This window comes from Amycolatopsis sp. cmx-8-4, assembly GCF_046548675.1.
Taxonomy (GTDB): domain Bacteria; phylum Actinomycetota; class Actinomycetes; order Mycobacteriales; family Pseudonocardiaceae; genus Amycolatopsis.
Genome location: NZ_JAEBDZ010000004.1, coordinates 134,820 through 158,691 on the forward strand (window position 1 = coordinate 134,820; position 23,872 = coordinate 158,691).

Annotated in this window: 26 protein-coding genes and 2 pseudogenes; 16 read left to right on the forward strand and 12 right to left on the reverse strand. The window is 72.5% G+C overall.

Annotated elements, in window-relative coordinates; translation table 11 throughout:
* Positions 1-756: 756 nt before the first annotated feature.
* From ACLJQZ_RS09585 to ACLJQZ_RS09595, 3 genes are all read left to right on the forward strand, one after another.
* Positions 757-1,758, forward strand: coding sequence for a ferritin-like domain-containing protein (locus ACLJQZ_RS09585; protein WP_326951334.1), 1,002 nt, complete (start codon positions 757-759; stop codon positions 1,756-1,758).
* Positions 1,759-1,834: 76 nt separating this feature from the next.
* The gene (locus ACLJQZ_RS09590) at positions 1,835-2,176 is read left to right on the forward strand and encodes a Sec-independent protein translocase TatB (protein ID WP_410619669.1); all 342 of its coding nucleotides are present in this window, start codon (positions 1,835-1,837) and stop codon (positions 2,174-2,176) included.
* Between the two features lie 50 nt (positions 2,177-2,226).
* Entirely contained in the window at positions 2,227-3,183 is a 957-nt protein-coding gene (locus ACLJQZ_RS09595; RefSeq protein ID WP_410619670.1) for a beta-ketoacyl-ACP synthase III, read from the forward strand.
* A gap of 17 nt (positions 3,184-3,200) precedes the next feature.
* Here the strand turns inward: ACLJQZ_RS09595 and ACLJQZ_RS09600 are convergent, their stop codons facing one another.
* From ACLJQZ_RS09600 to ACLJQZ_RS09615, 4 genes and pseudogenes are all read right to left on the reverse strand, one after another.
* Positions 3,201-3,599, reverse strand: a complete 399-nt coding sequence (locus ACLJQZ_RS09600; RefSeq protein ID WP_410619671.1) for an ATP-binding protein — start codon at positions 3,597-3,599, stop codon at positions 3,201-3,203.
* A gap of 88 nt (positions 3,600-3,687) precedes the next feature.
* Positions 3,688-4,168, reverse strand: a pseudogene (locus ACLJQZ_RS09605) (dihydrofolate reductase family protein); the annotation flags it as partial.
* A gap of 42 nt (positions 4,169-4,210) precedes the next feature.
* On the reverse strand, positions 4,211-5,104 hold the full coding sequence (locus ACLJQZ_RS09610) for an alpha/beta hydrolase fold domain-containing protein (protein WP_410619672.1): 894 nt from the start codon (positions 5,102-5,104) through the stop codon (positions 4,211-4,213).
* Between the two features lie 8 nt (positions 5,105-5,112).
* Entirely contained in the window at positions 5,113-5,682 is a 570-nt protein-coding gene (locus ACLJQZ_RS09615) for a TetR/AcrR family transcriptional regulator (RefSeq protein ID WP_410619673.1), read from the reverse strand.
* Positions 5,683-5,764: 82 nt separating this feature from the next.
* Here ACLJQZ_RS09615 and ACLJQZ_RS09620 point away from each other — a divergent pair, with 82 nt between their 5' ends.
* Both ACLJQZ_RS09620 and ACLJQZ_RS09625 read left to right on the forward strand, forming a co-directional pair.
* Positions 5,765-6,427: a HEAT repeat domain-containing protein gene (locus ACLJQZ_RS09620; protein ID WP_410619674.1), complete on the forward strand. Its 663-nt coding sequence runs from the start codon at positions 5,765-5,767 to the stop codon at positions 6,425-6,427.
* Positions 6,421-7,440, forward strand: coding sequence for a HEAT repeat domain-containing protein (locus tag ACLJQZ_RS09625; protein ID WP_410619675.1), 1,020 nt, complete (start codon positions 6,421-6,423; stop codon positions 7,438-7,440). Before ACLJQZ_RS09620 ends, ACLJQZ_RS09625 begins: the two co-directional genes overlap by 7 nt.
* Here the strand turns inward: ACLJQZ_RS09625 and ACLJQZ_RS09630 are convergent.
* Genes ACLJQZ_RS09630 through ACLJQZ_RS09640 form a run of 3 tightly spaced genes read right to left on the reverse strand, consistent with a single transcriptional unit; the run spans position 7,424 to position 10,607 of the window.
* A complete protein-coding gene (locus ACLJQZ_RS09630; RefSeq protein WP_410619676.1) occupies positions 7,424-7,861 on the reverse strand; it encodes a response regulator in 438 nt (145 codons plus the stop codon). The genes ACLJQZ_RS09625 and ACLJQZ_RS09630 overlap by 17 nt on opposite strands.
* The gene (locus ACLJQZ_RS09635; protein WP_410619677.1) at positions 7,858-9,414 is read right to left on the reverse strand and encodes a sensor histidine kinase; all 1,557 of its coding nucleotides are present in this window, start codon (positions 9,412-9,414) and stop codon (positions 7,858-7,860) included. The genes ACLJQZ_RS09630 and ACLJQZ_RS09635 overlap by 4 nt, the downstream gene beginning before the upstream one ends.
* The gene (locus ACLJQZ_RS09640) at positions 9,411-10,607 is read right to left on the reverse strand and encodes a PP2C family protein-serine/threonine phosphatase (RefSeq protein WP_410619998.1); all 1,197 of its coding nucleotides are present in this window, start codon (positions 10,605-10,607) and stop codon (positions 9,411-9,413) included. The genes ACLJQZ_RS09635 and ACLJQZ_RS09640 overlap by 4 nt, the downstream gene beginning before the upstream one ends.
* A 316-nt stretch (positions 10,608-10,923) precedes the next feature.
* Here ACLJQZ_RS09640 and ACLJQZ_RS09645 point away from each other — a divergent pair, with 316 nt between their 5' ends.
* Positions 10,924-11,328, forward strand: coding sequence for a hypothetical protein (locus tag ACLJQZ_RS09645; RefSeq protein WP_410619678.1), 405 nt, complete (start codon positions 10,924-10,926; stop codon positions 11,326-11,328).
* A gap of 25 nt (positions 11,329-11,353) precedes the next feature.
* On the opposite strand, the pseudogene ACLJQZ_RS09650 reads toward ACLJQZ_RS09645, so the two are convergent.
* Positions 11,354-11,590, reverse strand: a pseudogene (locus tag ACLJQZ_RS09650) (dehydrogenase); the annotation flags it as partial.
* Between the two features lie 90 nt (positions 11,591-11,680).
* Between ACLJQZ_RS09650 and ACLJQZ_RS09655 the strand changes: the two are divergent.
* Positions 11,681-13,723: a cellulose binding domain-containing protein gene (locus ACLJQZ_RS09655; protein ID WP_410619679.1), complete on the forward strand. Its 2,043-nt coding sequence runs from the start codon at positions 11,681-11,683 to the stop codon at positions 13,721-13,723.
* Positions 13,724-13,842: 119 nt separating this feature from the next.
* On the forward strand, positions 13,843-14,235 hold the full coding sequence (locus ACLJQZ_RS09660) for a hypothetical protein (protein ID WP_410619680.1): 393 nt from the start codon (positions 13,843-13,845) through the stop codon (positions 14,233-14,235).
* Here the strand turns inward: ACLJQZ_RS09660 and ACLJQZ_RS09665 are convergent.
* A complete protein-coding gene (locus ACLJQZ_RS09665) occupies positions 14,119-14,625 on the reverse strand; it encodes a hypothetical protein (RefSeq protein WP_410619681.1) in 507 nt (168 codons plus the stop codon). The genes ACLJQZ_RS09660 and ACLJQZ_RS09665 overlap by 117 nt on opposite strands.
* A 132-nt stretch (positions 14,626-14,757) precedes the next feature.
* On the opposite strand from ACLJQZ_RS09665, the gene ACLJQZ_RS09670 reads away from it, so the two are divergent.
* From ACLJQZ_RS09670 to ACLJQZ_RS09680, 3 genes are read left to right on the forward strand one after another with little or no spacing between them, the layout of a single operon-like run.
* Positions 14,758-15,183: a hypothetical protein gene (locus tag ACLJQZ_RS09670; RefSeq protein ID WP_410619682.1), complete on the forward strand. Its 426-nt coding sequence runs from the start codon at positions 14,758-14,760 to the stop codon at positions 15,181-15,183.
* A gap of 12 nt (positions 15,184-15,195) precedes the next feature.
* On the forward strand, positions 15,196-15,684 hold the full coding sequence (locus ACLJQZ_RS09675) for an exo-alpha-sialidase (RefSeq protein WP_410619683.1): 489 nt from the start codon (positions 15,196-15,198) through the stop codon (positions 15,682-15,684).
* 21 nt (positions 15,685-15,705) lie between these two features.
* Positions 15,706-15,936 (forward strand): hypothetical protein, encoded by a 231-nt coding sequence (locus ACLJQZ_RS09680; protein ID WP_410619684.1) that lies wholly within the window; start codon positions 15,706-15,708, stop codon positions 15,934-15,936.
* Between the two features lie 44 nt (positions 15,937-15,980).
* Here the strand turns inward: ACLJQZ_RS09680 and ACLJQZ_RS09685 are convergent, their stop codons facing one another.
* The gene (locus ACLJQZ_RS09685) at positions 15,981-17,168 is read right to left on the reverse strand and encodes a cytochrome P450 (protein WP_410619685.1); all 1,188 of its coding nucleotides are present in this window, start codon (positions 17,166-17,168) and stop codon (positions 15,981-15,983) included.
* Positions 17,165-18,613 (reverse strand): MFS transporter, encoded by a 1,449-nt coding sequence (locus tag ACLJQZ_RS09690; RefSeq protein WP_410619686.1) that lies wholly within the window; start codon positions 18,611-18,613, stop codon positions 17,165-17,167. The genes ACLJQZ_RS09685 and ACLJQZ_RS09690 overlap by 4 nt, the downstream gene beginning before the upstream one ends.
* A gap of 162 nt (positions 18,614-18,775) precedes the next feature.
* Between ACLJQZ_RS09690 and ACLJQZ_RS09695 the strand changes: the two genes are divergently transcribed.
* From ACLJQZ_RS09695 to ACLJQZ_RS09715, 5 genes are all read left to right on the forward strand, one after another.
* Entirely contained in the window at positions 18,776-19,351 is a 576-nt protein-coding gene (locus ACLJQZ_RS09695) for a TetR/AcrR family transcriptional regulator (RefSeq protein ID WP_410619687.1), read from the forward strand.
* 182 nt (positions 19,352-19,533) lie between these two features.
* Complete coding sequence (locus ACLJQZ_RS09700) at positions 19,534-20,556, forward strand: amidohydrolase family protein (RefSeq protein WP_410619688.1); 1,023 nt, start codon at positions 19,534-19,536, stop codon at positions 20,554-20,556.
* A 9-nt stretch (positions 20,557-20,565) separates the two neighbouring features.
* On the forward strand, positions 20,566-21,477 hold the full coding sequence (locus tag ACLJQZ_RS09705; protein ID WP_410619689.1) for an amidohydrolase family protein: 912 nt from the start codon (positions 20,566-20,568) through the stop codon (positions 21,475-21,477).
* Between the two features lie 22 nt (positions 21,478-21,499).
* Positions 21,500-22,855, forward strand: a complete 1,356-nt coding sequence (locus ACLJQZ_RS09710; RefSeq protein ID WP_410619690.1) for an MFS transporter — start codon at positions 21,500-21,502, stop codon at positions 22,853-22,855.
* A 77-nt stretch (positions 22,856-22,932) separates the two neighbouring features.
* A complete protein-coding gene (locus tag ACLJQZ_RS09715; RefSeq protein WP_410619691.1) occupies positions 22,933-23,364 on the forward strand; it encodes an ATP-binding protein in 432 nt (143 codons plus the stop codon).
* 28 nt (positions 23,365-23,392) lie between these two features.
* Here ACLJQZ_RS09715 and ACLJQZ_RS09720 read toward each other — a convergent pair whose 3' ends face one another.
* On the reverse strand, positions 23,393-23,806 hold the full coding sequence (locus ACLJQZ_RS09720; RefSeq protein WP_410619692.1) for an STAS domain-containing protein: 414 nt from the start codon (positions 23,804-23,806) through the stop codon (positions 23,393-23,395).
* Positions 23,807-23,872: the final 66 nt, after the last annotated feature.

Here is a 23,872-nt window from a genome sequence, read left to right on the forward strand (position 1 = left end):
AAAGCCTGGCGGCGGATTGCACGAGTCCGCCGCCGGGGGACGCCGAAGCGGCGGCGTTCCGCCGGTCGTCGCCACCGCCGGATCACTCCAGGGCCGTGGCGGCGACCGGCCCTCCCCGACACGATTTTCCGCACCCGGCAAGCGGTCAGACCGTCTCGCCCGGCATGCCGCGCAGCAACGTCGCGATCGTGCGCTGGTCGGTCACCCCGTGCTTGCCGCGGATGCGGGCCATGTGGTGCTCGACGGTCTTGCCCGAGATGCGGAGCCGAACGCAACAACGTCATCGCGGTGCCGCCGAGCACCGCGAACCATGTTTCACCGGTCACGACCGCGGCGTCTCCGACGTCCACGACGCCGTCGGCAACATCGGCGACGGCGCGCTGAGCGGCGCCGGCCTGAGCCACCTGTCCATCGGCTCCGGCAACGACTTCCGCCTGCCCACTGACCTTTTCGGTCACCCCACCAGGCCTTCCGGTGCGCCGGAGGGCCTCGTGCCGTTGGGCACCGCGGCAGCAGCGAGAGCCTGCTTCATCGCGGCGACCTCGGACAGCGATCGACGCTCGCCCGGATTGCCGCTGGTGTACCTCGTCTTCCCGGTCCGGCACCTCGGTGGAAGACGATCACCCGATCCGGCGATCCACACCAATCCGCGATCGGCGCGGCCCCGAAAGGGAAAGGTCCACGAAGGATCCGCCCAGCGCCGGGAATCCGACGGTGGGTTACGCCCGCCGTGCGCGGGCGGGGAGGAGTTCGTCCGTGTTTGGCAAGCGTTACGCCGCTTCGATGATCAACCGGAGCGCGGAGAACGACCAGGACCGCCGCCGCTTCCTCAAGGCCGCCGGGATGACCGGCCTCGGCGTCGTCGGCGCCGGTGCGCTCGGCGGTCTCACCGCCGGGACCGCGTCCGCGGCCACCGCGCGACCGGCCGCCGCCGCAGCGGCCGCGGCGAGCGGGGTGAGCGATGGGGCGGTGCTCAACTTCGCCCTCAACCTCGAGTACCTCGAAGCCGAGTTCTACCTGCACGCCGTCACCGGCAAGGGCCTCGCCGACGCGATGACCACCGGCACCGGCACCCGCGGCGGCGTCACCGGCGGCCGCGCCGTGAAGTTCAAGACCAAGGCCGCCAAGCAGTACGCGCAGGAGATCGCCGGCGACGAGAAGGCCCACGTCCAGTTCCTGCGTTCCGCCCTCGGCTCCGCCGCCGTCAGCCGGCCCGCGATCGACCTGCAGTCCAGCTTCACCGCCGCCGCTCAGGCGGCCGGTCTGGTCAAGCCCGGCCGCAGCTTCGACGCCTTCGCGTGCGAGGAGAACTTCCTGCTCGCCGCGTTCCTGTTCGAGGACGTCGGCGTCACGGCCTACAAGGGCGCCGCGCCCTTGATCACCAACAAGACCTACCTCGAAGCCGCCGCCGGCATTCTCGCCGTCGAGGCTTATCACGCGGCCAACATCCGCAGCGCGCTCTACCAGCACAGCGAAGGCATCCTCGGGCTCGGCCTGCTCGGCCGCGACCTCCGGGAAGCCAGCGTGAAGCTGTCCAACGCGCGAGACAGCCTCGACGGGCCCACCGACGACGACCAGGGCGTCATCGACAGCCACGGCAACGCCAACATCGTCCCCACCGACGCCAACGGCATCGCCTACAGCCGCTCACCCGGCCAGGTCCTCAACATCGTCTACCTGACGAACAAGGCCGCCACCTCCGGCGGGTTCTTCCCCAAGGGCGTCAACGGCGAGGTGAACACCAGCGCCGCCAACTGATCACCGGCCGCGGCGGGTGCCGGGTTCCGTCGGGGAATCCGGCACCCACCGCGTCCTGCCGGGAAAGGAGACCAGAATGTTCGGACTCAGCGCCGAGCACCTGCTCGTCCTGCTCGTGGCCGCGCTGTTCATCATCGGCCCCGAACGGCTGCCCGGCGCGCTCACCACCGTCCGCAAAGCGGTAATGAAGGGCAAGAACGCCCTCGGCGCGCTGCAGCAGCAGATCACCGACGAGGTCGGGCCCGAGTTCGAGCAGCTGCGCAAACCCTTGCGGGAGCTGAACCAGCTGCGCGGCATGGATCCACGCGCCGCGTTGACCCGGTTCGTCCTGGATCCGGCGCAAACTCCGGTCGAGCCGGCCGTGACATCCGTGCCTCGTACGCCCAAAGTGTCCGGTGTGGACATGGAAGCCACCTGATTCCCGGCCGGGCAACGCAAACCGTTCCGCTCGCCGTCACGAACCACCTCGTGACCGCCCCCCACCCCGGCACCAGAGCCGTGTCCTTCGGACACCACCAACCCGTCCGCCGCGTGCCCAACGACGAGCTGAGTGCCGACCTGGGCACCTCCGACGCCTGGATCACCGAACGCGTCGGCGTCCGCACCCGGCACCTGGCCGCCCCCGGCGAGTCGGTCGCCGACATGGCCACCGCCGCGGCGAGCGACGCGCTGCGCCGAGCCGGGCGGACCGCCGCGGACGTCGACCTGGTGATCGTCGCGACCTGCACCGCCTTCGACCGGATGCCCAGCGTCGCCGAGCGGCTCGGGATCGCCGAGCCCGGCGTGTTCGACCTCAACGCCGCGTGCTCCGGCTTCTCCTACGCCCTGGCCGCCGCCGACCACGCCATCCGCGCGGGAGCGAGTCGGCGCGCGATCGTGGTCGGCGTCGACAAGATGAGCGACTTCCTCGACTGGACCGACCGCTCCACCTGCGTTATCTTCGGCGACGGAGCCGGCGCCGCGATCGTCGAAGCGGCCGACGTGCCCGGCGGGATCGGGCTGGTCGTCTGGGGCTCGAACCCGGCCAAAGGCCCGTGCATCACCCTCGGCTCACCCGGCCCGCACAGCCTGCCGGCGACCTTCCGTCAGGAAGGCGCGGCGGTCTACCGCTGGGCGACGACCGCACTCGCGCCGATCGCCCGGAAAGCCTGCGCCCGCGCCGGGATCGACCCGGGCGACCTCGGCGGCATCGTCACCCACCAGGCCAACACGCACATCATCGCCGCCCTCGCCCGCGACATCGGCGCCCGGGACGCGGTCGTCGCGACCGACGTCGCCGAATCCGGCAACACCTCCGCCGCCAGCATCCCCCTCGCCCTCTCGAAACTCCTCGAACGACGGGAAATCCCGGCCGGCGCACCGGTGCTGCTGTTCGGGTTCGGCGCCGGCCTGACCTACGCCGGCCAGGTCATCACCTGCCCGTGATTTCCGGAGCCGGCTGCTCAGCCGGCGACGACGTCGGCCCACACCGTCTTGCGGGCGGTGCCGTGCGTGACGACACCCCACCGGCGGCTGATCGCGTCGACGAGCCGGAGCCCCCGCCCCCGCGAGTCGTCCGGCGACGACCCACTGAGCCGGAGCCCGAGATCCGGCCGCGGGTCGTCGACCTCCAGCCGGACCGGGGAACGGCGCGCCCGGTACCGGACGCGCAGCGCCTGCACGCCGTGGGCGTGATCCAGCGCGTTGGTGACCAGCTCGGTCGCCAGCAGCAAGACGTCCTGGACACCGTCGGGCGAGACGCCGTCGAGCACGCGTCGCAGCCACCCCCGCATGGCCGCCAGGTCGGGTACGGCACCGGCCTCGAAGCGGTATTCACGAGTGGATTGGTCCGGGTCGTCCATGAGGTCCTTTGCCGAGCGATGGGGAGCCGACGACTGCGTCTACCCCGGGGTTACCCGGACGACCGGCGATTACTCGCGAACCGGGCCGTCACCGCGAGCCGGCGTGCACCGTGGGCCGGTAGATCAGCTCCTGCGTGCGGCCGTCCAGGGTCCGGGTTTCCAGCAGTTCCAGATCGAAGTCGGCGATCCACCAGGCCGGCCGCCAGAAGAGTGCGGTTCAGCGACAGGCTTCCGTGGGACCGCAACGGGACATCAGACTCCTCCTTGAGCCGGGTGACGACGTCGACCGCGTCGCCGGTCACCACCGTCGCGTCCGGCCAGTCCAGGGGCTCTCGCAGGGTGCTCGACAGGACCGTCGCCGGGAAGTTCCGCATCCTCGTGACCCACGGGTCGGAGACCTCCGCGGGGCTCGCGGCCAGCATCGCCGCGTGCTCCCGGAACGTGTCGGCGCCGAAGACCATCCGCTGCTTCTCCTCGTACAAGGCGTGGCGGCGGGCGAGCAGCTCGGGGCCCTGCTTGCCCCAGTAGCCACCCCAGTCGCCGTGGTGCGAGCCGAAGCCGTCGAGGGTGAATCAGCGGATGGCGACGAAGAGTCCACCGAGGGCCACGGCTCAGGCCGTCACCGCGCGTTCGACGTGCAGGGCGAGGAACGCGTAGACCCGCCGGACCAGCTCGGGGTCGCCGCCCATGAGGTCGTACCCGTGGTCGACGCCGCGGATGTCGTAGTGCTCCACCAGCGCGCCGGCTTCCGCGAGCTTGCCCGCGTAGGCGACGGCTTCGGCGCGCAGCCGGTCGTACTCGCAGGTGAGCACGAGCGCGGGTGCGAGGCCCGCCGGCACGGCACCGCCGCCGGCCCACGCCGGCGACGCCAGCGGGTCGGTGCGGCGGGCGGCGTCGGGGATGTAGGCGGTGTCGAAGACCTCGCCCATCCACGGCCGGATCACCGCGCCCCGCGGCGCGGGCTTGGCCGCGGCCGGGGTGACGAGGTCGAGCGGCGGGTAGTGCAGCACCTGCAACGCGATCGCCGGACCGCCGTCGCGCAGCGCGAGGCGGGACGCCGCGGCCGCGAGCGAGCCGCCGGCGCTCTGCCCGCCGACGCACAGCCGCCCGCCGGCCCACTCGCGCTCGGGCGCGGCCGCCCACGTCAGCGCGTCGTGGACCTGTTCGCACGGCACGGGGAACCGCCGGGCCGGCGCGAGCGCGTAGTCGAGGTTGACCACGAACACCCCGGCGTGCTCGGCGAGGTACCGGCACAGCGGGTCGTCGCCGATCGGGGCGCCGATCACGAACCCGCCGCCGTGGGCGTTGACGTAGACGCCGCGGGCGTCTCCCGGCGGGCGGTACAGGGTGGCGGGCAGCGGGCCGTGCCGGGTCGGGATCGTGATTTCGCTGGTGCGGCCGGGAATCTCGGGGAACAGCGGACGCGGTGTGATCGCGCGCGCGGCGGCGGCCCCCAGCAGGCGGGCCACCCCGTCGGCGACGAACGGCTTCGACAGGATCGACATGGACGACCTCACTCTTCGCGGACCGGCGGAAGGCCGCCGAGGGTGTGCAGGATGCGGCCGAGGCGATCGGCCAGGTCCTCGGGATCGAGCGTTTCCTCCGCGCCGAGCAGCCAGGCGTTGATCACCGCGCCGGCGCCCCCGGTGAGGAACACGGCGAGGTCGTCGACCGTCCCGGCCGGCACCCGGTCGCCGAAGAGCGCCCGGACGGCGTGGCGGTTGACCGGCGCGAGCAGCTCACCCAATGCGGTGGTCAGCGCGAACGCGCACGGGCCGGTGAGCAGGGCGCGGTAGAACGCGCGGTGCGCGGCGAAGTGCCGGGCCGTGGCGAGCACCGCGGCGCGCCCGGACTCCCGGGCGGGCAGCAGCTCGCGCCGCGCGAGGTCGAGCGCCGCGGCGACCAGCAGCGCGTCCCGGTCGGCGAAGTGCAGGTAGACGAGCTGACGGCTGACCCCGGCGGCTTCGGCGAGGTCGGTCACCGGGACGCTCGCGCTGCCGCGGCCGGACACGAGCCGCACGGCCGCCGCGTACAACGCCGCCCGCGACCGGGCGGCCCGCGGGTCACGGCTGTCGATGCTCACCCGCACTTTATAGACACCTGTCAAAGAACTGGCAAGCGCCTTGACCTTGACACCGTGACAAGGTCTTCACTGGGCGCAGGAGGTGATCACCGTGAACCCGACCCTGTTCGACGCGCTGGGCGCCGGGAACTCGTCGACGCGGCTGCAGGCGGCCCTGGAGGCCGGCACGCGCGCCGAGCCCGGCTTCGCCGGCGCGCTCGTGGCGCGGTCCGCGATCGAGCCGGACTTCTTCGTGCGCGACATGCTCACCTGGGCCCTGACCCGGCTCCCGGCGGACGTCACCGTGCCCAGGCTGCTCGGGGAGCTCCGGTCCGGGCGCGCGCAGGCCCGCAGCCAGGCGCTGCACACGCTGTCCAAGATCGGCGACGGCGCGACGTGGCCCGCGATCACGCCGGCGCTGCTGCGCGACGCCGACGACGAGGTCGCGCGCAGCGCCTGGCGCGCCGCCGTCGTCCTCGTCCCGGACGGCGACCGGGACGCGCTGGCCGCGGAGCTGGTCACGCAGCTCGGTCGCGGCGACCGGACCGTGCGGCTGAGCCTCAGCCGGGCGCTCGTCGCGCTCGGGGACGGCGTCGAGCCGGCGCTGCGGCCGGGCCTGGCCAGTACCGACCCGGCGGTGCGGGCGCACGCCCGCGCCACGGAACGGCTGCTGCGCGACCCGGACGCCGCGTTCGACCCGGGCGTCGACGAGGCGAAGCGGATCGTCGCGCTCGGCCCGGAGCACTCGGGCGGGACGTCGTGCTGATCGGCGAGGTGGCGCGCCGCTCGGGGGTGAGCAGCCGGATGCTCCGGCACTACGACACCCTCGGGCTGGTGCGCCCCACCGGGCGCACCGTCGGCGGCTACCGCGAATACGCGGCCCGGGACATCCGCCGGATCTTCCACGTGGAAAGCCTGCGGTCCCTGGGGATGTCGCTGCGCCAGATCGGCCGAGCGCTGGAAGATCCCGCCTTCGCACCGGCCACTCTGGTCGGCGACCTCATCCGGCGGACCGAAGACCGGCTGCGGCGGGAGCGGGAGCTGCTCGACCGGCTCCGCGCGGTCGACGCTTCGGCGCCCGAGGGCTGGCCGGACGTCCTGGGCATCATCGAGCTCCTGCGCGGGCTCGACTCGGCCAATGCCGCGCGCCGGCAGCAGGCCGTCCTGGCCCCGGCCGACGACGTGCCGCTGCCGACCGACCTGCTGGCCGGCGCGGTCCTCGCCGAGTCCGACCCGAACGTCGCCGGCGCCCTGCGGTGGGCGCTCGCGCGGGCGGGCGGCGACGGCGTCGCGAGCCTGGCGCCCGGCATGACCTCGGCGGACGTCGACGTCCGGCGGCGCGCGGTCCGGGCGATCGCCGGGTTCGCCGGCGCCGAGGCGACCGCGCTGCTCGCGGAGGCGCTCGGCGACCCGGACCCGGCCGTGCGCCGGCACGCCGCGCTGGCGTCGGCCGCGCGCGGCGAGACCGCGGCCGTGCCGACGCTCGTCACGATGGTGGTCGAGGGCACGAACGACGTCGAGGCGGCCGAGCTCCTCGGAGCGCTGTCGCGGGACGCCGGCCGCGCGGACCGGATCATGAGCGCGCTGACCGCCGAGCTGGCCGCGCCCACCGCGGACTCCGCGGTGCGGATCCGCCTGACCCAGGCCTTCGCCGAGATGCCGCCGACGCTCGCGAAGGACGTCCTGCGGCGGCTGGCCGGCGACGAGGACCGGGCCGTCGCGCTCATCGCCGCGGCCCTCGCGGGCGTGCTCGAAGAGCGGCTCAGTGCGGAAGCTTGACCACCGAGACGAAGAAGCTGTCGATCTGGCGGACGGCCTCGACGAAGCTGTCGAAGTCGACGGGCTTGGTGACGTAGGCGTTGGCGTGCAGGTCGTAGCTGCGCGCGATGTCCTCTTCGGCCTCGGACGTCGTCAGCACGACGACCGGGATGCTCCGCAGCTCCGGGCTGGCCTTGATCTCGGCGAGCACCTCACGGCCGTCCCGCCGGGGCAGGTTGAGGTCGAGCAGGATCAGGCCGGGCCGCGGCGCGTCCTCGTAGGGCGGCTCGCGCCGGAGGAACTGCAGCGCCTGCTCGCCGTCGGAGACGACCGACAGGGTGTTGCGGATCTTGTGGTGCTCGAACGCTTCCCGCGTCATCAGGACGTCGCCGGGGTCGTCCTCCACGAGCAGGACGTCGATCGGTTCCGGGGGCTGGGTCATGCCGCGTCCTGTTCTTCGTCGACGGCACCGGCGAGTTCCGGGGCCACGAGTGCGGGGAGGGTGAAGCGGAAGCACGTGCCTTCGGTGACTTCGGTGTCCAGCCAGATGCGGCCGCCGTGGTGCTCGACGATCTTGCGGCACATCGCCAGGCCGATCCCGGTGCCCGGGTAGTCGCCGCGGCCGTGCAGCCGCTGGAAGATCACGAAGATCCGCTCGGCGTACTGCGGGTCGATCCCGATCCCGTTGTCCGTCACGGAGAACACCCAGTCCGCGCCGTCGGGCTCGGCGCCGACGGTGATCTCGGGCGGCCGCTCGCCGCGGAACTTGACCGCGTTGCCGATCAGGTTCTGGAACACCGCCGTCAGCAGCGACTGCTCACCCCGCACCGGCGGCAGGCCGTCGGCGACGGTCACCCGCGCGCCGGCGTCGGCGAGCACGCTCTCGAGGTTCACCGTGGCGGTGGCCACCAGCGCCGCGGTCTCGACCGCCACCGGCTCGCCACCGCGGCGGCCGACGCGGGAGAACGCCAGCAGGTCGTTGATCAGCACCTGCATCCGCTTGGCGCCGTCGACGGCGAACCCGATGTACTGCTCGCCGCGCTCGTCGAGCTTGTCCTGATAACGCTTCTCCAGCAGCTGGCAGAAGCTCGTCACCTTCCGCAGCGGCTCCTGGAGGTCGTGCGAGGCGACGTAGGCGAACTGCTCCAGGTCGGAGTTCGACCGTTCCAGGGCGTGCGTCCGGGCCTCCAGCAGCGTGTGGGCCCGCTCCAGCTCGGCCACCTCTTCGAGGATGCGCCGGCGCATCACGTCGACGTCGGCGCCGAGCTGGCGCACCTCCCGGGGCCCGGTCGCCACCACCGGCCGGTGCAGGTCGCTCGCGGCCGTGTCGCACACCGCGGCGGCCAGCTGCTGGATCGGCCCGACCACGGCCCGGCGCAGGCCCGCGAACAGCAGCACGAACGCCGCCGCGATCACCACGGCGATGGTGACGAGGATCCAGGTCAGCAGGGTCATCGCGGCCGCGAGGTCCGCGCGGGCGTCCATCCGGGCGGCGTCGAGGTGCGCGTCCTGCTCGGCCAAGCGGACGCGCAGCGCGTCGAACAGCTTCTTGTCCTGCTCCACCTGCCCCGCCGTCGGCGCGGGCACGCCCGGCGCCGCCTGGGCGAGGGCCACCCCACGCCACGCGTCGGCGCCGGTCAGGACCGCGGCGAGGTCCCGGCCCGCCGTGGTGTCCGGGGTCGCGCCCAGCCGGCGCAGCTCCGCCACCGCCCGGTCCTGGTCGGCGAGCCCGGCCCGGTACGGCTCGAGGAACTCCTGCTGCCGGGTCAGCAGGAAACCGCGGATCCCGGTCTCCTGGTCGACCAGCGCCGTCGAAAGGGCCTTGGCCTGCAGCAGCTGCGGCCCCACCACGTCGAGCAGCCGGCTCCGGGCGTCGTCGAGGCGGGAGAGCGCGATCGCGCCGCCGGCGAGGGCGCCGACGAGCAGGACGGCCTCGACGAGCGCCAGCACCCCGGCCCAGCGCCGCAGCGGCCAGGACGCGCGCTCCCGCGTCATCGGGCTCCGCCCGCGGGCCGCTGGGTGAGCAGGACCAGCGCGATGTCGTCGTCCACCGGGCCGTCGTTCAGCTGCTGGACGCGGCCGATCAGGGCGTCCAGCGCCGCGCCGGCGTCACCCGGCCCGGTGAGGAGCTCGCCGGCCAGCGCGGCCATCCGCGTGCGGCCGAGGCGATCGCCGCCGCCGGACCGGCCCTCGAAGATGCCGTCGGTGTAGAGCAGCAGGGACCAGCCCGGCGCCAGCGCGACCTCGGTCTGGCGCCGGGGTCGCTTCAGCGGGAGGCCCAGCGGCGGGCCCAGGCCGTCGGAGGACAGGAACTCCGCCGGCCCGGGCCGGGCCAGCAGCAACGGCGGCGGGTGCCCGGCGAGCACCATCCGCGCGGACGTCCGGTCCGGAGCCACGGTGACCATGCACGCCGTGGCGAACAGCGGCTCGATCCGCTCGTTCACCAGGACCCGGTCCACCGTGGCCAGCACCTCGGTGGCCGGCAGCCCGGCCAGCACCAGGGCCCGCCACGCGATCCGCAGCGCCACACCCAGCGCGGCTTCGTCCGGGCCGTGCCCGCAGACGTCCCCGATGATCACCTCGACGGTGCCGTCAGCAAGCTCGACCGTGTCGTAGAAGTCGCCGCCCAGCAACGCGCCGTCGCGGCCCGGGCGGTAGCGGACCGCCAGGCCGAGGTCCTCGTCGGCGAGCAGCGGGGTGGGCAGCAGGCCGCGTTCGAGCCGCGCGTTCTCCCCCGCGAGCAGCTGCTGCTCCAGGAGCCGCTGTTCGGCGCCCTCGGCTCGCCGCCGCTCCCAGGCGTACCGCATGGCGCGCATCAGCAGCGGGCCGTCGACCTGGTCCTTGCCGAGGTAGTCCTGGGCGCCGGCGGCGACGGCGGCCACGCCGGTGGCGGTGTCGTTCTGCCCGGTCAGCACCACGATGGCGCTGCCCGGGCTGTGCCGGCGCAACGTCGTGAGGGCGGTCAGGCCGGACGCGTCGGGCAGCTGCAGGTCGAGCAGCACGCAGTCGACGCCCCCGACGTGCGGCAGTGCGGCCGCCAGCGTCGCCACCCGCAGCAGCGTGATCCGCTCGGCCTCGACCGGGACGTCGGCGAGCATCTCCTCGACCAGCAGCGCGTCGCCGTCGTCGTCCTCGACCAGCAGCACCGAGAGCCGGTTGACCGCGAGCGGCAGCGAAAGCGCTGGCACCGTGACGCGGGTGGAGCCGACCGAAGGAGCGGTCACGACATCGAGCCTCTCTCGAATGAGGCCTCACCAAGCCGCCCGCACACAGGCCACCGGATCAGGCGTAACGGCGCCCGCACAGGCAGGGCCACCGGTGGCTGCGTTCTCAACCGCGCGCACTGTATCCCGCGGTGATCCAGCGGAACCAGACCGGTGGCGCGCATGGGACGCGGCCCCGGTCGCCCGCCGCGTGGCGTGCTCGCTCGATGCGGTGAACGACCCCGCCGGGGCTCGTCGCGGCGCGGTGCGCGGGTGCCCCACCCGAAACGAGGAGGCGGCCATGGCCGGCAGCGATCTGCTGGGGTTCCTGAAAATCGGGCTGATCTTCGTGGTGGCGGACGGCCAGGTCCTCCACCGCGACGGCCGGCGCTACCTGCGCGGCCCGGACGGCGGCGGCGGGCCGACGGCGTCGATGGTGGTGACGGTCTTCCACCTCGTCGCGCTGGGCCTGCTGGCCCTGCTCTCGGTGATCGGTCCCGGGTGGTCGGGCTCGGCGGCCGCGCTCGTCGGCCGGGTCGGCGTGTTCCCGCTCCTGCTGGCCGTCGCGCACGCGGCGACCCTCTCGGTGCTGGTCCGCCGGCGGCAGGACGCTCGCGCGCGGACCCGCTTCCCCGGCAGCGACCAGGACGCCGCCGGTCCGCACGTCAGCCCGGACCTCGGGAACCACGGCCCGTACCGCACCTGACCCGACGTCGGGCTGGACCCGTTCGCTACCAGGGCACCACGCCGTCGTCGTCGAAGAAGTCGCCCGTCGGGCCGTCGGCCGGCAGGGTCGCCAGCCGGATCGCCGTGGCCGCGCCCTGTTCGGGGGTGCGTACGCCGCGGAAGCCGTTCAAGTCCGTCGCGACGTAACCCGGGCAGGCGTTGTTGATCAGGATGTTCGTGTCGCGTAGTTCCTTGGCGTACTGGACGACGACGGCGTTGAGGAACGTCTTCGACGGGCGTTGACTTCCGGCAGCACCGGTGGTTCGCTTTCTGGGAGCGCTCTCAGCCATCTGCATTCTGTTCGATCCGGACGAGTGAGGGATGGACTCTTCATGACAGCTCGACCACTTCGCCGCGCCGTCACGGCCGCGGCCGTCCTGCTCGCCGCGGGCCTGGCCGGGGCCGCCCCCGCCACCGCGGCCGAGCCGGACGTCGCCGTCACCGTGAACGCGCGGGCCGGCCTGGCCACCGTGGCGGACACCGCGCTCGGGGCCAACCACGCCGTCTGGGACAGCCAGCTCGGCACCGACACCGTGGCCGGGCTGCTCGGCGGCGCCGGCGTGCGCATGCTGCGCTACCCCGGCGGTTCCTACGGCGACATCTACCACTGGAAGGACAACACCGCGCCGGGCGGCTACGTCGCGCCCGGCACCGACTTCGACACCTTCATGGGCGGCGCGCGGCGCACCGGGGCCCAGCCGATCATCATCGCCAACTACGGCACCGGCACGCCGCAGGAAGCGGCGGACTGGGTCCGGTACGCCAACGTCACCAAGGGCTACGGCGCCCGGTACTGGGAGATCGGCAACGAGCTGTACGGCAACGGCCACTACGGCGCGAACTGGGAAGCCGACAACCACGCCGACAAGAGCCCGGCGGCGTACGCCAACGGTGTCGTCGCCTACGCCGAGGCCATGAAGGCCGTCGACCCGTCGGTCAAGATCGGCGCGGTGCTGACGACCCCGGCGAACTGGCCGGACGGCATCGTCGGCGACGGCGACACCGCCGACTGGAACCGGACGGTGCTGTCGATCGCCGGTCCCCATGTCGACTTCGTTGTCCTGCACTGGTACCCGGGCGGCGCTACGGCGGCGGAAGCGCTCGCCAAGCCCGAGCAGGTGGACGACATGATGTACGTCGTCCGGCGCGAGATCGCCCAGTACGCGGGTGCGAACCCCGGGCGGATCGGCGTCGCGCTGACCGAGACCAACACCTCGGTCGGCATGGACACCCAGCCCGGTGCGCTGTTCGCCGCCGAGACGTACAGCACGATGCTGGAGAACGGCGTGTTCACCGTCGACTGGTGGGACACGCACAACGGCGCGTCGCAGGTGTCCACAGTGGAGGGTCAGACCGACTACGGGGACATGGGGATGCTCTCCAGCGCGACGTGCTTGGGCGACGTCTGCGAGCCGCCGCTGAACACGCCGTTCGCGCCCTACTACGGCTTGAAGATGCTGAGCCTCTTCGCCCGGCCCGGCGACCAGCTGATCCGCGCGGGTACGAGCGAGCCGCTGGTCACCGCGCACGCCGCCCGCCGGCCCGACGGCGATCTTTCGGTGCTGCTGATCAACAAGGATCCTGGGAACGCCCACACGGTGACGCTCGGCTACGCCGGTTACGCCCCGGCCGCCACGGCGTCGAAGGTGTACACCTTCACCAACGGCGCGACGTCGATCGCGGAGAGCACCGGCGGCAGCAGTACCGGCCGGACCCTGCCGCCGTACTCGCTGACCACCCTGGTGCTGCACCCGGCGACCGCGGTCACCGGAGCACCGGCCGCACCCGGCCCGGTCGCCGCCGGCCAGATCACCGACCGTTCGGCGACGCTCACCTGGCCCGCGGCCGCGCCCGGCGGCCACCCGGTCGCGAAGTACGAGGTCTACCGGACCCTCGGCACGACCAGCGAGGCGTGGGGCGAGACCGCGGGCACGTCGTTCACCGTCGGCAACCTCGTCCCAGGCAGCCGGTACACGGTCAACGTGCTGGCGCGGGACACGGCGGGCACCGTCTCCTGGGCGTCGCCGTCGCTGACGTTCACCACGGGCGCGCCGGCGCGGAGCACGTGCGCGGCCACGATGTCCGACGTCACCGACTGGTCGAGCGGCTTCGTCGGCGGCGTCCACCTCACCAACACGGGCGCGAAACCGGCGCCGAACTGGACGTTGACCTTCACCTGGCCGACCGCGCGGCAGCACCTCACCGGCGGCTGGAACGGCACCTGGACCCAGACCGGGACAACCGTGACGGTCACCTCGGCCACGGCGCTGGCCCCGGGTGAGAGCGCGGACCCGGGCTTCACGGCCGACTACGGCGGCCCGAACATCCTGCCGACGGCGTTCACCCTGAACGGCACCCTCTGCAGCGCGTCGTAACCACCGGTGCCGGGCGGTACGACCGCCCGGCACCGCGGCTACGGCGAATGCCCGATGGTCGACGGCGCCGGTTTCCGGCACGGTGGGAGGTTCCGGATCGCTGGAGCGGAGGGCTCGCCGTGCCTCGTCGTCGTGTGCCCGAACCCGCCACCGGCGGCACCGCCGGGCGGGTCTTCCTGCCGGTGATGCTGGTCCTCTTCGGGCTGGGCACGGCCGTGGTCCTGGTCCTCCAGATCGCCGTCCTGGCCGACGAAATCGACCACGGTGCCGAGACGTCGCCGTGGCTCGTGCTGGCGTTGCTGGCCTCCGCGGTACAGCTGGCCGGCGTGGTCGCCGTCGGCTTCCGGCGGCGCTGGGGCGCGAAGGTCTTCGCCGGGGCGGTCCTCGCCGGGGTGCTACTGGACCTCGGGCAGGTGACCGGCGCGAGCGCGCTGCTGATCATCGGGAAGATCGTCGTGGCCGGCCTGCTCGCCGCCGCGATCCTCCTCCGCTGGGACGACTTGGCCGAGTGACGCGCGGCGCGCCCACGGCCGGGCTTTGCGCCAGGCCAGGTACCCGGCGAAGATCGCGGCCGTGCCGCGCGCCTCGGATCGTGTCTCGAGGAATTCGTCCAGCAGCGTGAAGAGCAGGTCGACCGCGACCTGACGGCCGTCCCCCGCCGCTTCGTCGTGCCAGCCCGAGGTGCGGCCGGGGAAGGCCAGGTACAGCACCAGCGACGTCCAGGTCAGGTTGTCGCCGGTGCCGACGCGGGGCACGAGCGACTCCTTGAAGCCGGTCAGCAGCCCGCCGTCGTTGCCCGCGTCCACACCGAGCAGGTACGTGCAGTAGTCGTGGTAACTGCCGTCCAATCCGTACAGCTGGGGACGCCGGTGGATGTCGGCGAAGTGCTTCCGGTGGTCCACGGTCCTCCTCGCGAGCGCTCGGGTTCAGCGTAGTCCTTGACGAACCGCGCACCGTCTCCCTAGGTTGTCGGTCATAGGACGTCGGACATCCCATGTCCTACCACCCATCCCCTCAGCGAGGAGGCGGAACCGGTGTCATCGAAACGCCGAGCGGGCGCGATCCTGCTGGCCGCGGCTGTGATCTGGCTGCCTTTCACCCCGGCGGCCTCGGCCGCCGACCGACGATGCGCGTCCTCGGTGCCGTTCACCTCCGGCACCGAGGGCTACGACACCTTCCGGATCCCCGCGGTGGTGCGCGCCGCGAACGGGTCGCTGGTGGCGTTCGCCGAAGGCCGGCGCGACTCGGCCGGCGACTCCGGCGCCATCCAGACGGTGTCACGCTCCTCCCGCGACGGCGGCTGCACCTGGGGCCCGCTTTCCGTCGTGACCGCCAACGGCGACGCCACCGCGGGCCACCCGACGCCGGTACTGGCCCGCGACGGCGACCTCGTCCTCCTGACCGTCCACAACGGACTCGTTTCGGAGAAGCAGATCATGACCGGCGCGGCGTCCGAGTAGGACACCCGCCGGGTGTTCGTCCAGCGCAGCGGCGACGACGGCCGCACCTGGAGCGCCGCACGCGACATCACCGCGGACACGAAACGGCCCGGCCGGCGGTGGTACGCCACCGGTCCCGGGCACGCCACGCTCCTGCGGCACGGCCCGCACGCGGGCCGGATCGTCGTGCCCGCCAACCATTCCACCTCGCCGCCGGCCGGCTCCACCGACGTCGGCACCGAGGCGAAGTACTACGGCGGCCACGACCTCTACAGCGACGACGACGGCCGCACCTGGCACATCGGCTTCACCGACGACCGCACCGGCGGCGTCGTCGCCGCGAACGAGACGTCGGCGACCGAGCTGCCCGACGGCACGCTCTACTTCTCCAGCCGCAACCAGGGTTCCGCGGCCGAGCACCGGGTCGACGGCTACAGCGTGGACGGCGGGAAGACGCTCGTCCGGCCGTACCGGGCGCAGCCGTCGCTGTCCGGGACGAAGGTCGAGGGCAGCGTGCTGTAGACGACGATCCCGTGGCTCCTGGTGTACTCCGGCCCGGCCGACTCCGCGACGCGCGCGGTGATGCAGCTGCGGCTGAGCACCGACCGCGGACGCACCTGGACCCCGGGCCGGACGCTGACCACCGGGCCCGCCGCGTACTCCGACCTCGTGCAGGCCGACCCGCTCACCGCCGGGCTGCTCTACGAGACCGGCACGGCCGGTCCGAACGAAACCATTGTGTTCCAACGCATTCCGCTCACGCGGGTGCGCTGATCCCGTCCCGCACCCGGCGCGCGCCGGGTGCGGGACCGGGTCGCTCAGCCCCAGGTCAGCGGCAGCTGCAGCGGCCCGCGCGTCGAGAGGCCCAGCTTCCAGCCGATGCCGGCCTCGCCGTCGGCCAGCCGCAGCTCCGGCAGCCGCCGCAGGAGCGTGTCCAGCGCCACCTGCAGTTCCATCCGGGCCAGCGGCGCGCCCAGGCAGTGGTGGGCGCCGTGGCCGAAGCCGATGTGCGTCGCCTCCCCGCGCAGCAGGTCCAGCACCTCCGGGTCCGAGTACACCGAGCCGTCGCGGTTGGCCGACGCCAGCGCGGGCAGCACCGGCTCCCCGGCCCGGACGGTCACACCGCCCAGTTCGACGTCCTCCGTCGCGTAGCGCGCGATGCCCGCGCCGGTGCCGAGCGGGACGAACCGCATCAGCTCCTCCACCGCCTTGGGCACCAGGCTCAGGTCCGCGCGCAGCAGCGCCAGCTGGCCCGGGTGCGTGAGCAGCGCGTACACGAAGTTCGGGATCTGGGACGCGGTCGTCTCGTGGCCGGCCACCAGCAGTGTCTGCGCCAGCGACAGCAGCTCCTCCTCCGAGAGCCGGTCGTCTTCGTCGCGGGCCACGACCAGCGCGCCGAGCAGGTCGTCGTGCGGCGTCTCCCGGCGCTGGGCGATCAGGCCCGCCATGTATTCGTTCATCTTCGTCATCGCGTCGAGGACTTCGTCCGGCGTGAACTTCGTCGTCGAGAGGAACGCGTCCGACCAGACGCGGAAGTCGCCGCGGTCCTCGAACGGGACGCCCAGCAGCTCGCAGATCACCGTCACCGGGAACGGCAGCGCGAAGGCCTCCACCAGATCGGCGGGCGGGCCCTGGGCCAGCATCGTGTCGACGAGCCCGTCGGCGATCTCCTGCGCCCGCGCCCGCAGCGCGTCGATCCGGCGCATGGTGAACGCCTTCATCACCAGGCGCCGCAGCCGGCTGTGGTCCGGCGGGTCGAGGCTGAGGATGTTGCCCGGCGGCGGCAGGTGCGGGCGCAGCCGCGGCTCGTCGCGCCCGGTCGCCGCCGCGCGGCTGAAGCGCGGGTCGCCGAGGACCACCTTGACGTCCTCGTAGCGCGTCGCCAGCCAGGCCGGTTCGCCGTAGGGCATGGTGACGCGGCTCAGCGGTTCTTCGGTGCGCAGCTGCTCGAACAGCGGCTCGATGTCGAGCTTTTCCGGCTCGCTGAAGGGATAGGCCCTCGTCATGACGACTCCTCGGCGGTGTTGACGGCACGGTGCCGGTACGGGACGAACACAGCGGCGACGACCGCGAGGACGCAGATCGCGCCGGACACGGTGAACGCGGTGGTGTACGCGCCGACCGTGGGCAGGGAGAGGCCCGGCAGCAGGGTCGCGGCCAGGATCGCCGACGCCACCGCCGTGCCGATGGAGCCGCCGATCGAGCGCAGCGTCTGGTTGACGCTGTTGGCGACGCTCGTCTGCGCGGGGGTGACGCCGCTGTTGAGCAACGTCGGGATCGCGCCGAACGCCAGCCCCAGCCCGAGGCCGAGCAGGCCGGTCGCGACGTAGAAGTGCCAGTGCTCGGTGTGGAAGGCGATCAGGAAGGCGAACGTCGCGGTCGCGACGACCGTGCCGATCACCATCGGCCACTTCGGGCCGACGCGGCGGATCAGCACCGACACCGCGCCGGCGGCGAGCAGGGTTCCCGCGGTCATCGGCAGCAGCGTCAGGCCCGCGCCGAGCGCGTCGGACCCGAAGCCGTAACCGAACCGCCCCGGGGTCTGCACGAACTGGATCACCAGGATGAACGCGCCGTACATGCCGGCGCCGGTGAGGAAGGTGGCGATGTTGGTGCCCAGCACGACCGGCGTGCGCATCATCGCGATGTCCACCAGCGGTTCGCGCACGCGCCGCTCGACGACCACCCACGCGACCAGCAGCACGACGGCACCGGCGAACAGGCCGAGCACGGTGGCCGAGCCCCAGCCCCACGCCGGGCCGCGGTTGATGCCGAGCACCAGGCAGACCAGGCCGCCGGCGAGCGTCAGCAGGCCGAAGACGTCGACGTAGAACTTGCCGGCCGTCTCCGGCAGCCGGATCAGCGCGGCGGTGCCGAGCAGGCCGAGGGCGGTGACCGCCGCCGAGATCCAGAACATGCCCTGCGCCGACACGCCCGCCTGCACCAGCAGCCCGGACACGAGCAGGCCCGCGCCCGCGCCGATGCCGGTGAGCGCGCTCAGCAGCGCGATGCTCGAGGGCACGCGTTCCGGCGGGAAGATCGACCGGACGATCCCGATCGCGAGCGGCATCGCCGCGAAGCCCATGCCCTGCAGGGCGCGGCCGGCCAGCACGACGCCCATCGACGTCGAGACGGCCACCAGCACCGAGCCGAGGGTGGTCAGCGCGAGCGTCGCCATGAGGACGCGCTTGCGGCCCAGCTTGTCGCCGAGCGAACCGAGCAGCGGCGTGAACACCGCCGCGGACAGCATGTTGACCGTCACGACCCACGAGACGTCGGCCAGCGAGACGTTCAGCGACTGAGCGAGGCCGGACAGGATCGGCATGACCATGCTCTGCATGACGACGATCGCGAACGTCGACAGCGCCAGCACCAGCAGCACCGCCGTCGGATGCGACTCCGCGCGCCGGCCGGGCCGCGCGGGTGCCGGGGCGGTGAGGGTGTCGGACACGAGGAACCTCCATGAGATGACTTTGTAGTCAACTGACGACTTCCACGGTAGCCAGGTGCCGGAAGCTAAGTCAACGAGTGACTACTTAACCGCCCGGTGATCACGCTCACAGCGCGTTTGCGCTGGTCTACACTGCGGAGACCGACGAAACGGAGGCCGGCGATGGACACGGCGACACCTCGTGCCCGCCGCCGGGACGCGGCGGCGACCCGGGAAGCGCTGCTGGCCGCGGCCCGGACCCTGCTGGGCGAACACGGCGTCGAGGGCACCAGCACCCGCGACGTCGCGGCGCTGGCCGGGGTGAACCAGGCGCTGGTCTACCGCTACTTCGGATCGAAGGAGAAGCTGTTCGCCGAGGCGGCGGGCCGCGGCCTGGACGCGGCCGACACCATGGCGGCGGACGTCCCCCTGAAAGACCTCCCGCGCGCCTTGCTGGAGCGCGCCCTCGACGTCGGCGCGGAGCACCCGAGCCACCTCTCGGGCCTGGTAACGGCGGCGAACGACGACATGATCCGGGCCGTCGTGCGCGAACGGATCGAGCGCGCCTTCGACGAGCAGCTGGCCCCGCGCCTGAGCGGCCCGGACCGCGAGCTGCGCGCGGAACTGCTGGCCGCGGTGATCACCGGGATCGCCGTGCTGCGCGGCAAAGTGGGCACGAAGGCCCTGACCGCGGCCGACCGCGAGGCCCTCGGCGCGTACGTCGACCGCATGGCCGCCCCCCTGCTCGACCTCCCCTGAACCACCCTCCCCAGTCACCAGAGCCCAGTCACCGCCCACCCCCCAAACGCCACTTTCGTTACGAAAGATGCGAGGTTGTGGAGGGATTTCGGGGGATGTGGACAACTGAGCAGCGGCAGGCGCGGGGGAACTTTTCGTCGTAGATATTGTCAACAATTTCATCGACGATTAGGGTGCGAGTCATGCTCATCGACTGCCACGGGCACTACACCACCGCGCCGGCGGCGCTGGCCGCCTGGCGCGAGCGGCAGGTCGCCGCTCTGTCCGGCGGGCCCGCGCCGGCCGGCGCCGACCTGCGGATCAGCGACGACGACCTGCGGGCGACGATCGAGCCGAACCAGCTGCGGCTGATGGACGAACGCGGCATCGGCCTGACGATCTTCTCGCCCCGCGCGTCCTTCATGGCCCACCACGTCGGGGACTTCGCGACGTCGTCGGCGTGGGCGGCGCTCTGCAACGAGCTCTGCTACCGCGTCAGCACGCTCTACCCCGGGCGGTTCGCGCCGGCCGCGATGCTCCCGCAGTCCCCCGGCGCCGACCCGGCCACCTGCATCCCGGAGCTGACGCGGTGCGTCGAGGAGTACGGCGCCGTCGCGCTGAACCTCAACCCCGATCCCTCCGGCGGCCACTGGACGGCGCCGCCGCTCACCGACCGGTCGTGGTACCCCGTCTACGAAAAGATGGTCGAGTACGACGTCCCGGCGATGGTCCACGTCAGCACGAGCGTGAACCCGGCCTTCCACACCACCGGCGCGCACTACCTCAACGCCGACACCACCGCGTTCATGCAGCTGCTCCAGGGTGACCTGTTCGCGGACTTCCCCACGCTGCGGCTGATCATCCCGCACGGCGGCGGCGCGGTGCCCTACCACTGGGGCCGGTTCCGCGGCCTGGCGCTGGCCCTGGGCAAGCCGCCACTCGAAGAACACCTGCTGGGCAACGTCTTCTTCGACACCTGCGTCTACCACCAGCCCGGCTCGGACCTGCTGTTCGACGTCATCCCGGCGAAGAACATCCTGTTCGCCTCGGAGATGATCGGCGCCGTCCGCGACGTCGACCCGGACACCGGCCACCACTTCGACGACACCCGGCGCTACGTCGAAGCCGCGAAACTGTCCGAAAAGGACCTGTCCGCGATCCGGGAGCACAACGCCCGCGCCGTCTACCCCCGCCTCGACGCCCTGCTGACGCGTCAAGGCCGGTGAGGAAGTCCCATGACCGAACCGAAAACCCCCGGCTGGCTCGACTGGTACGCCCACCCGTCGACGCCGGAGTTCCGGCTGCCGCCCGGCACCGTCGACGCGCACTGCCACGTCTTCGGCCCGCAGGCCGAGTTCCCCTTCGCGCCGGAACGCAAGTACACCCCGTGCGACGGCGGCAAGGACGACCTCTTCGCCCTGCGCGACCACCTCGGCGTCACGCGCAGCGTGATCGTCCAGGCCACCTGTCACGGCGCGGACAACTCCGCCATGGTCGACGCCGTCCGCGCGGCGGGCGGCCGGGCGCGCGGGATCGCGACCGTCCGGCCGGACGTCGGCGACCGCGAGCTGCGCGAACTGGACGCCGCGGGGGTGCGCGGCGTGCGCTTCAACTTCGTGAAGCGCCTGGTCGACGCCGCCCCGCACGAAGCATTGAGCACCATCGCGCGGAAGATCGCCCCGCTCGGCTGGCACGTCGTCCTCTACTTCGAGAGCGTCGACCTGCCCGAGCTGGAGGGGTTCTTCGGCGCGCTGCCCACCCCGCTCGTCGTGGACCACCTCGGCCGGCCGGACGTCACGCAGCCGGTGGGCGGGCGGGAGTTCGGCCGCTTCCTGCGGTTCGTCGAGCGCAACGACGTCTGGGTGAAGGTCAGCTGCCCCGAGCGCCTGACCGTGACCGGCCCGCCCGCCCTCGGCGGCGAGCAGCACGCCTACCGCGACGTCGTCCCGTTCGGCCGGCGCGTCGTGGCGGAGTTCCCCGACCGCGTGCTGTGGGGCAGCGACTGGCCGCACCCCAACCTCCTGGGCCACATGCCGGACGACGGCCTGCTGGTCGACTACGTGCCGCACGTGGCGGTCACCGCCGAACAGCAGCGGAAGCTCCTCGTGACCAACCCGGCGCACCTGTACTGGCCCGGCAATGACTGACGCCTGAGCGACAGGAACTCCCATGCAGCAAGCCAACTCCCTGAACCGGCTGAACCGCCTGCCGATCTCCCGGTTCCACAAGATCACCCTGCTCGCCGTCTCGTTCGCCTACTTCTTCGAGTTCGCGGACATCAACAGCTTCGCCACCACCGCGCCCAAGCTGATCAAGCTGTGGGGCGTGACGGTCGACCAGGTCGCCTACGTCACTTCGCTGTCGTTCGTCGGGATGTTCTTCGGCGCGGTCATCGCCAGTGGCCTCGCCGACCGCTGGGGCCGCAAACGCGCGTTGCTGTGGACGACCTTGTGGTTCGGGGTCTTCTCGTTCGCGGCCGTCTTCTCGTGGGACGTCGTTTCCCTCGGCGTGTTCCGCGTCCTGACCTCGGCCGGGCTTTCGGCGATGACCGTCGTCGCGGTCATCTACGTCAACGAGCTCTACCCGGCCACCAGCCGCGGCAAGTACCAGGCCTACGCGATCGTGATCGGCATCTGCGGCACCCCCGTCACCAACCTCATCGCCAGCGCGGTGGTGCCGATCAACGACTGGTCGTGGCGGCTGGTCTACCTGTGGGGCGCGCTCGGCGTGCTGCTCGTCTTCTTCACCCGGCGGCTGAAGGAGTCACCGCGCTGGCACGAGAGCCGCGGCGACCACGCCGAGGCGGACCGGATCCTGCGGGAGATCGAAGACCAGGTCGCGGCGGAGAGGGGGCCGTTGCCCGAGCCCGAACCGCCCGTCGAAGAAGCTCCGGTGACGAAGGCGCCACTGCGCTTGCTGCTGCAGAAGAAGTACCTGTACCCCACCTTGCTGCTGACCGTCGTGTGGGTGACGCAGACGATCGGCTTCTTCGGCTACTCGAGCTGGGCGCCCACGCTGCTGGCCCAGGAGGGCTTCAGCGTCGAGAAGTCGGTCTTCTACGTGGCGCTGACGACCGTCGGCGCGCCGCTCGGGTCGTACCTGGCCGCCCTGGTCACCGACCGGTTCGAACGCAAGTGGTGCCTGGTCGCCTTCGGCGCGGTCATCGCGTTGTGCGGCCTGCTCTACGGGCTGACCTTCAACCCGGTCCTGATCGTGGTCTTCGGGTTCCTGGTGAACCTGTTCGAACGCGGCTACACCGCCCTCGGCTACGCCTACTCCCCCGAGCTGTTCGACACGCGGAGCCGGTCGCTGGGCACCGGTGTCTCCTACGGGCTCGGGCGGCTGTCGAACGCGGCGGGTCCCCTGATCGTGGCCGCGCTCTACACCGGCAGCGGCTATCGGAGCGTGTTCCTCTTCATCGCCGGCACCTGGCTGGTCGGCGTGGTGGTCCTGGCGGTGTTCGGCCCGCGGACCCGCCCGTCGGCCGTCACCCCGGTGGAACCCGATGTGCCGATTCGCGGGTAACCGGCGCCGGTCCGGGTAACCCTCCCCGGTAGAGGACGTCGCACCCTCGGGTGCGCGCCCTCGGGAGGAGTCACATCGTGCCTGTGAACTGGACCACGGCGGACCAGCCAGGCTGGCAGACCCTGGACGTGGCCGGCACCGACCCGTCCGGTCTCGCCGATGCCCGGATGTGGGCCGAGTCGCGGATGAGCGCGCTCGGGGACCCGCATCGGCTGGACGCGCTGTTGATCGTCGGAGAACTGCTGGACAACGCCTACCTGCACGCGGGCGGGCCGGTCGAGCTGCGGCTGCGCTGCACCTGCGGGCCGTGCGAGGTGACCGTCGCCGTCGCCGACGTCGGCACCGGGGAACCGCGGCTGCGGGTCCCCGGCCGGGACGGCGGGCGCGGCCTGCGGGTCGTCGACCGGCTGTGCCTCGCGTGGGGCGTGAGCCACCACGACGACGGCAAGCTCGTGTGGGGCCGCCTGCGCTGCGCGGAGTCGGAAGAGCCCTGCCCGCGGGCGAGCTAGCGAGCCGAACCCGCGGGTGGGCCCCGAGTTAGCCGGTCGTGAGGCCCGGCAGGAGCGTCAGCCAGGCCAGGGCCTCGGAGAGGTCCGCGTGCAGCGGCAGGACGCGCTCCAGCCCGAGCACGCTCAGGGGGCGAAGCACCGCGCGGCTGCGGGTGACGACGGCGAAGGGCACGCCGGCGGCGTGCGCGTCGGCGGCGGAGTTGAGCAGGACGGTCAGCGCCCGGGCGGCGCAGAACGTCACGGCCGAGGCGTCGACGACCAGGGCGCGCGGCCGGAAAGCGAGCTCCCGCTCGATGAGCGCGGTGAAACGATCGATGACGCTGATGTCGAGCTCGCCGGTGACCGAGAGCACGGCGGCGTCGGCGGTGGTGAGCACGTCGAAGCTCGCGATGGCCGCGTGACCTGCGAGGTCTCTGGGCCGGGGCAGCGGAATCGTGGTCATAGGCGAAGCCTCCTGGGGGAACCGTGAGGACAAACCGCTCGTGCACCAGTCCAGTCCCACACCGGC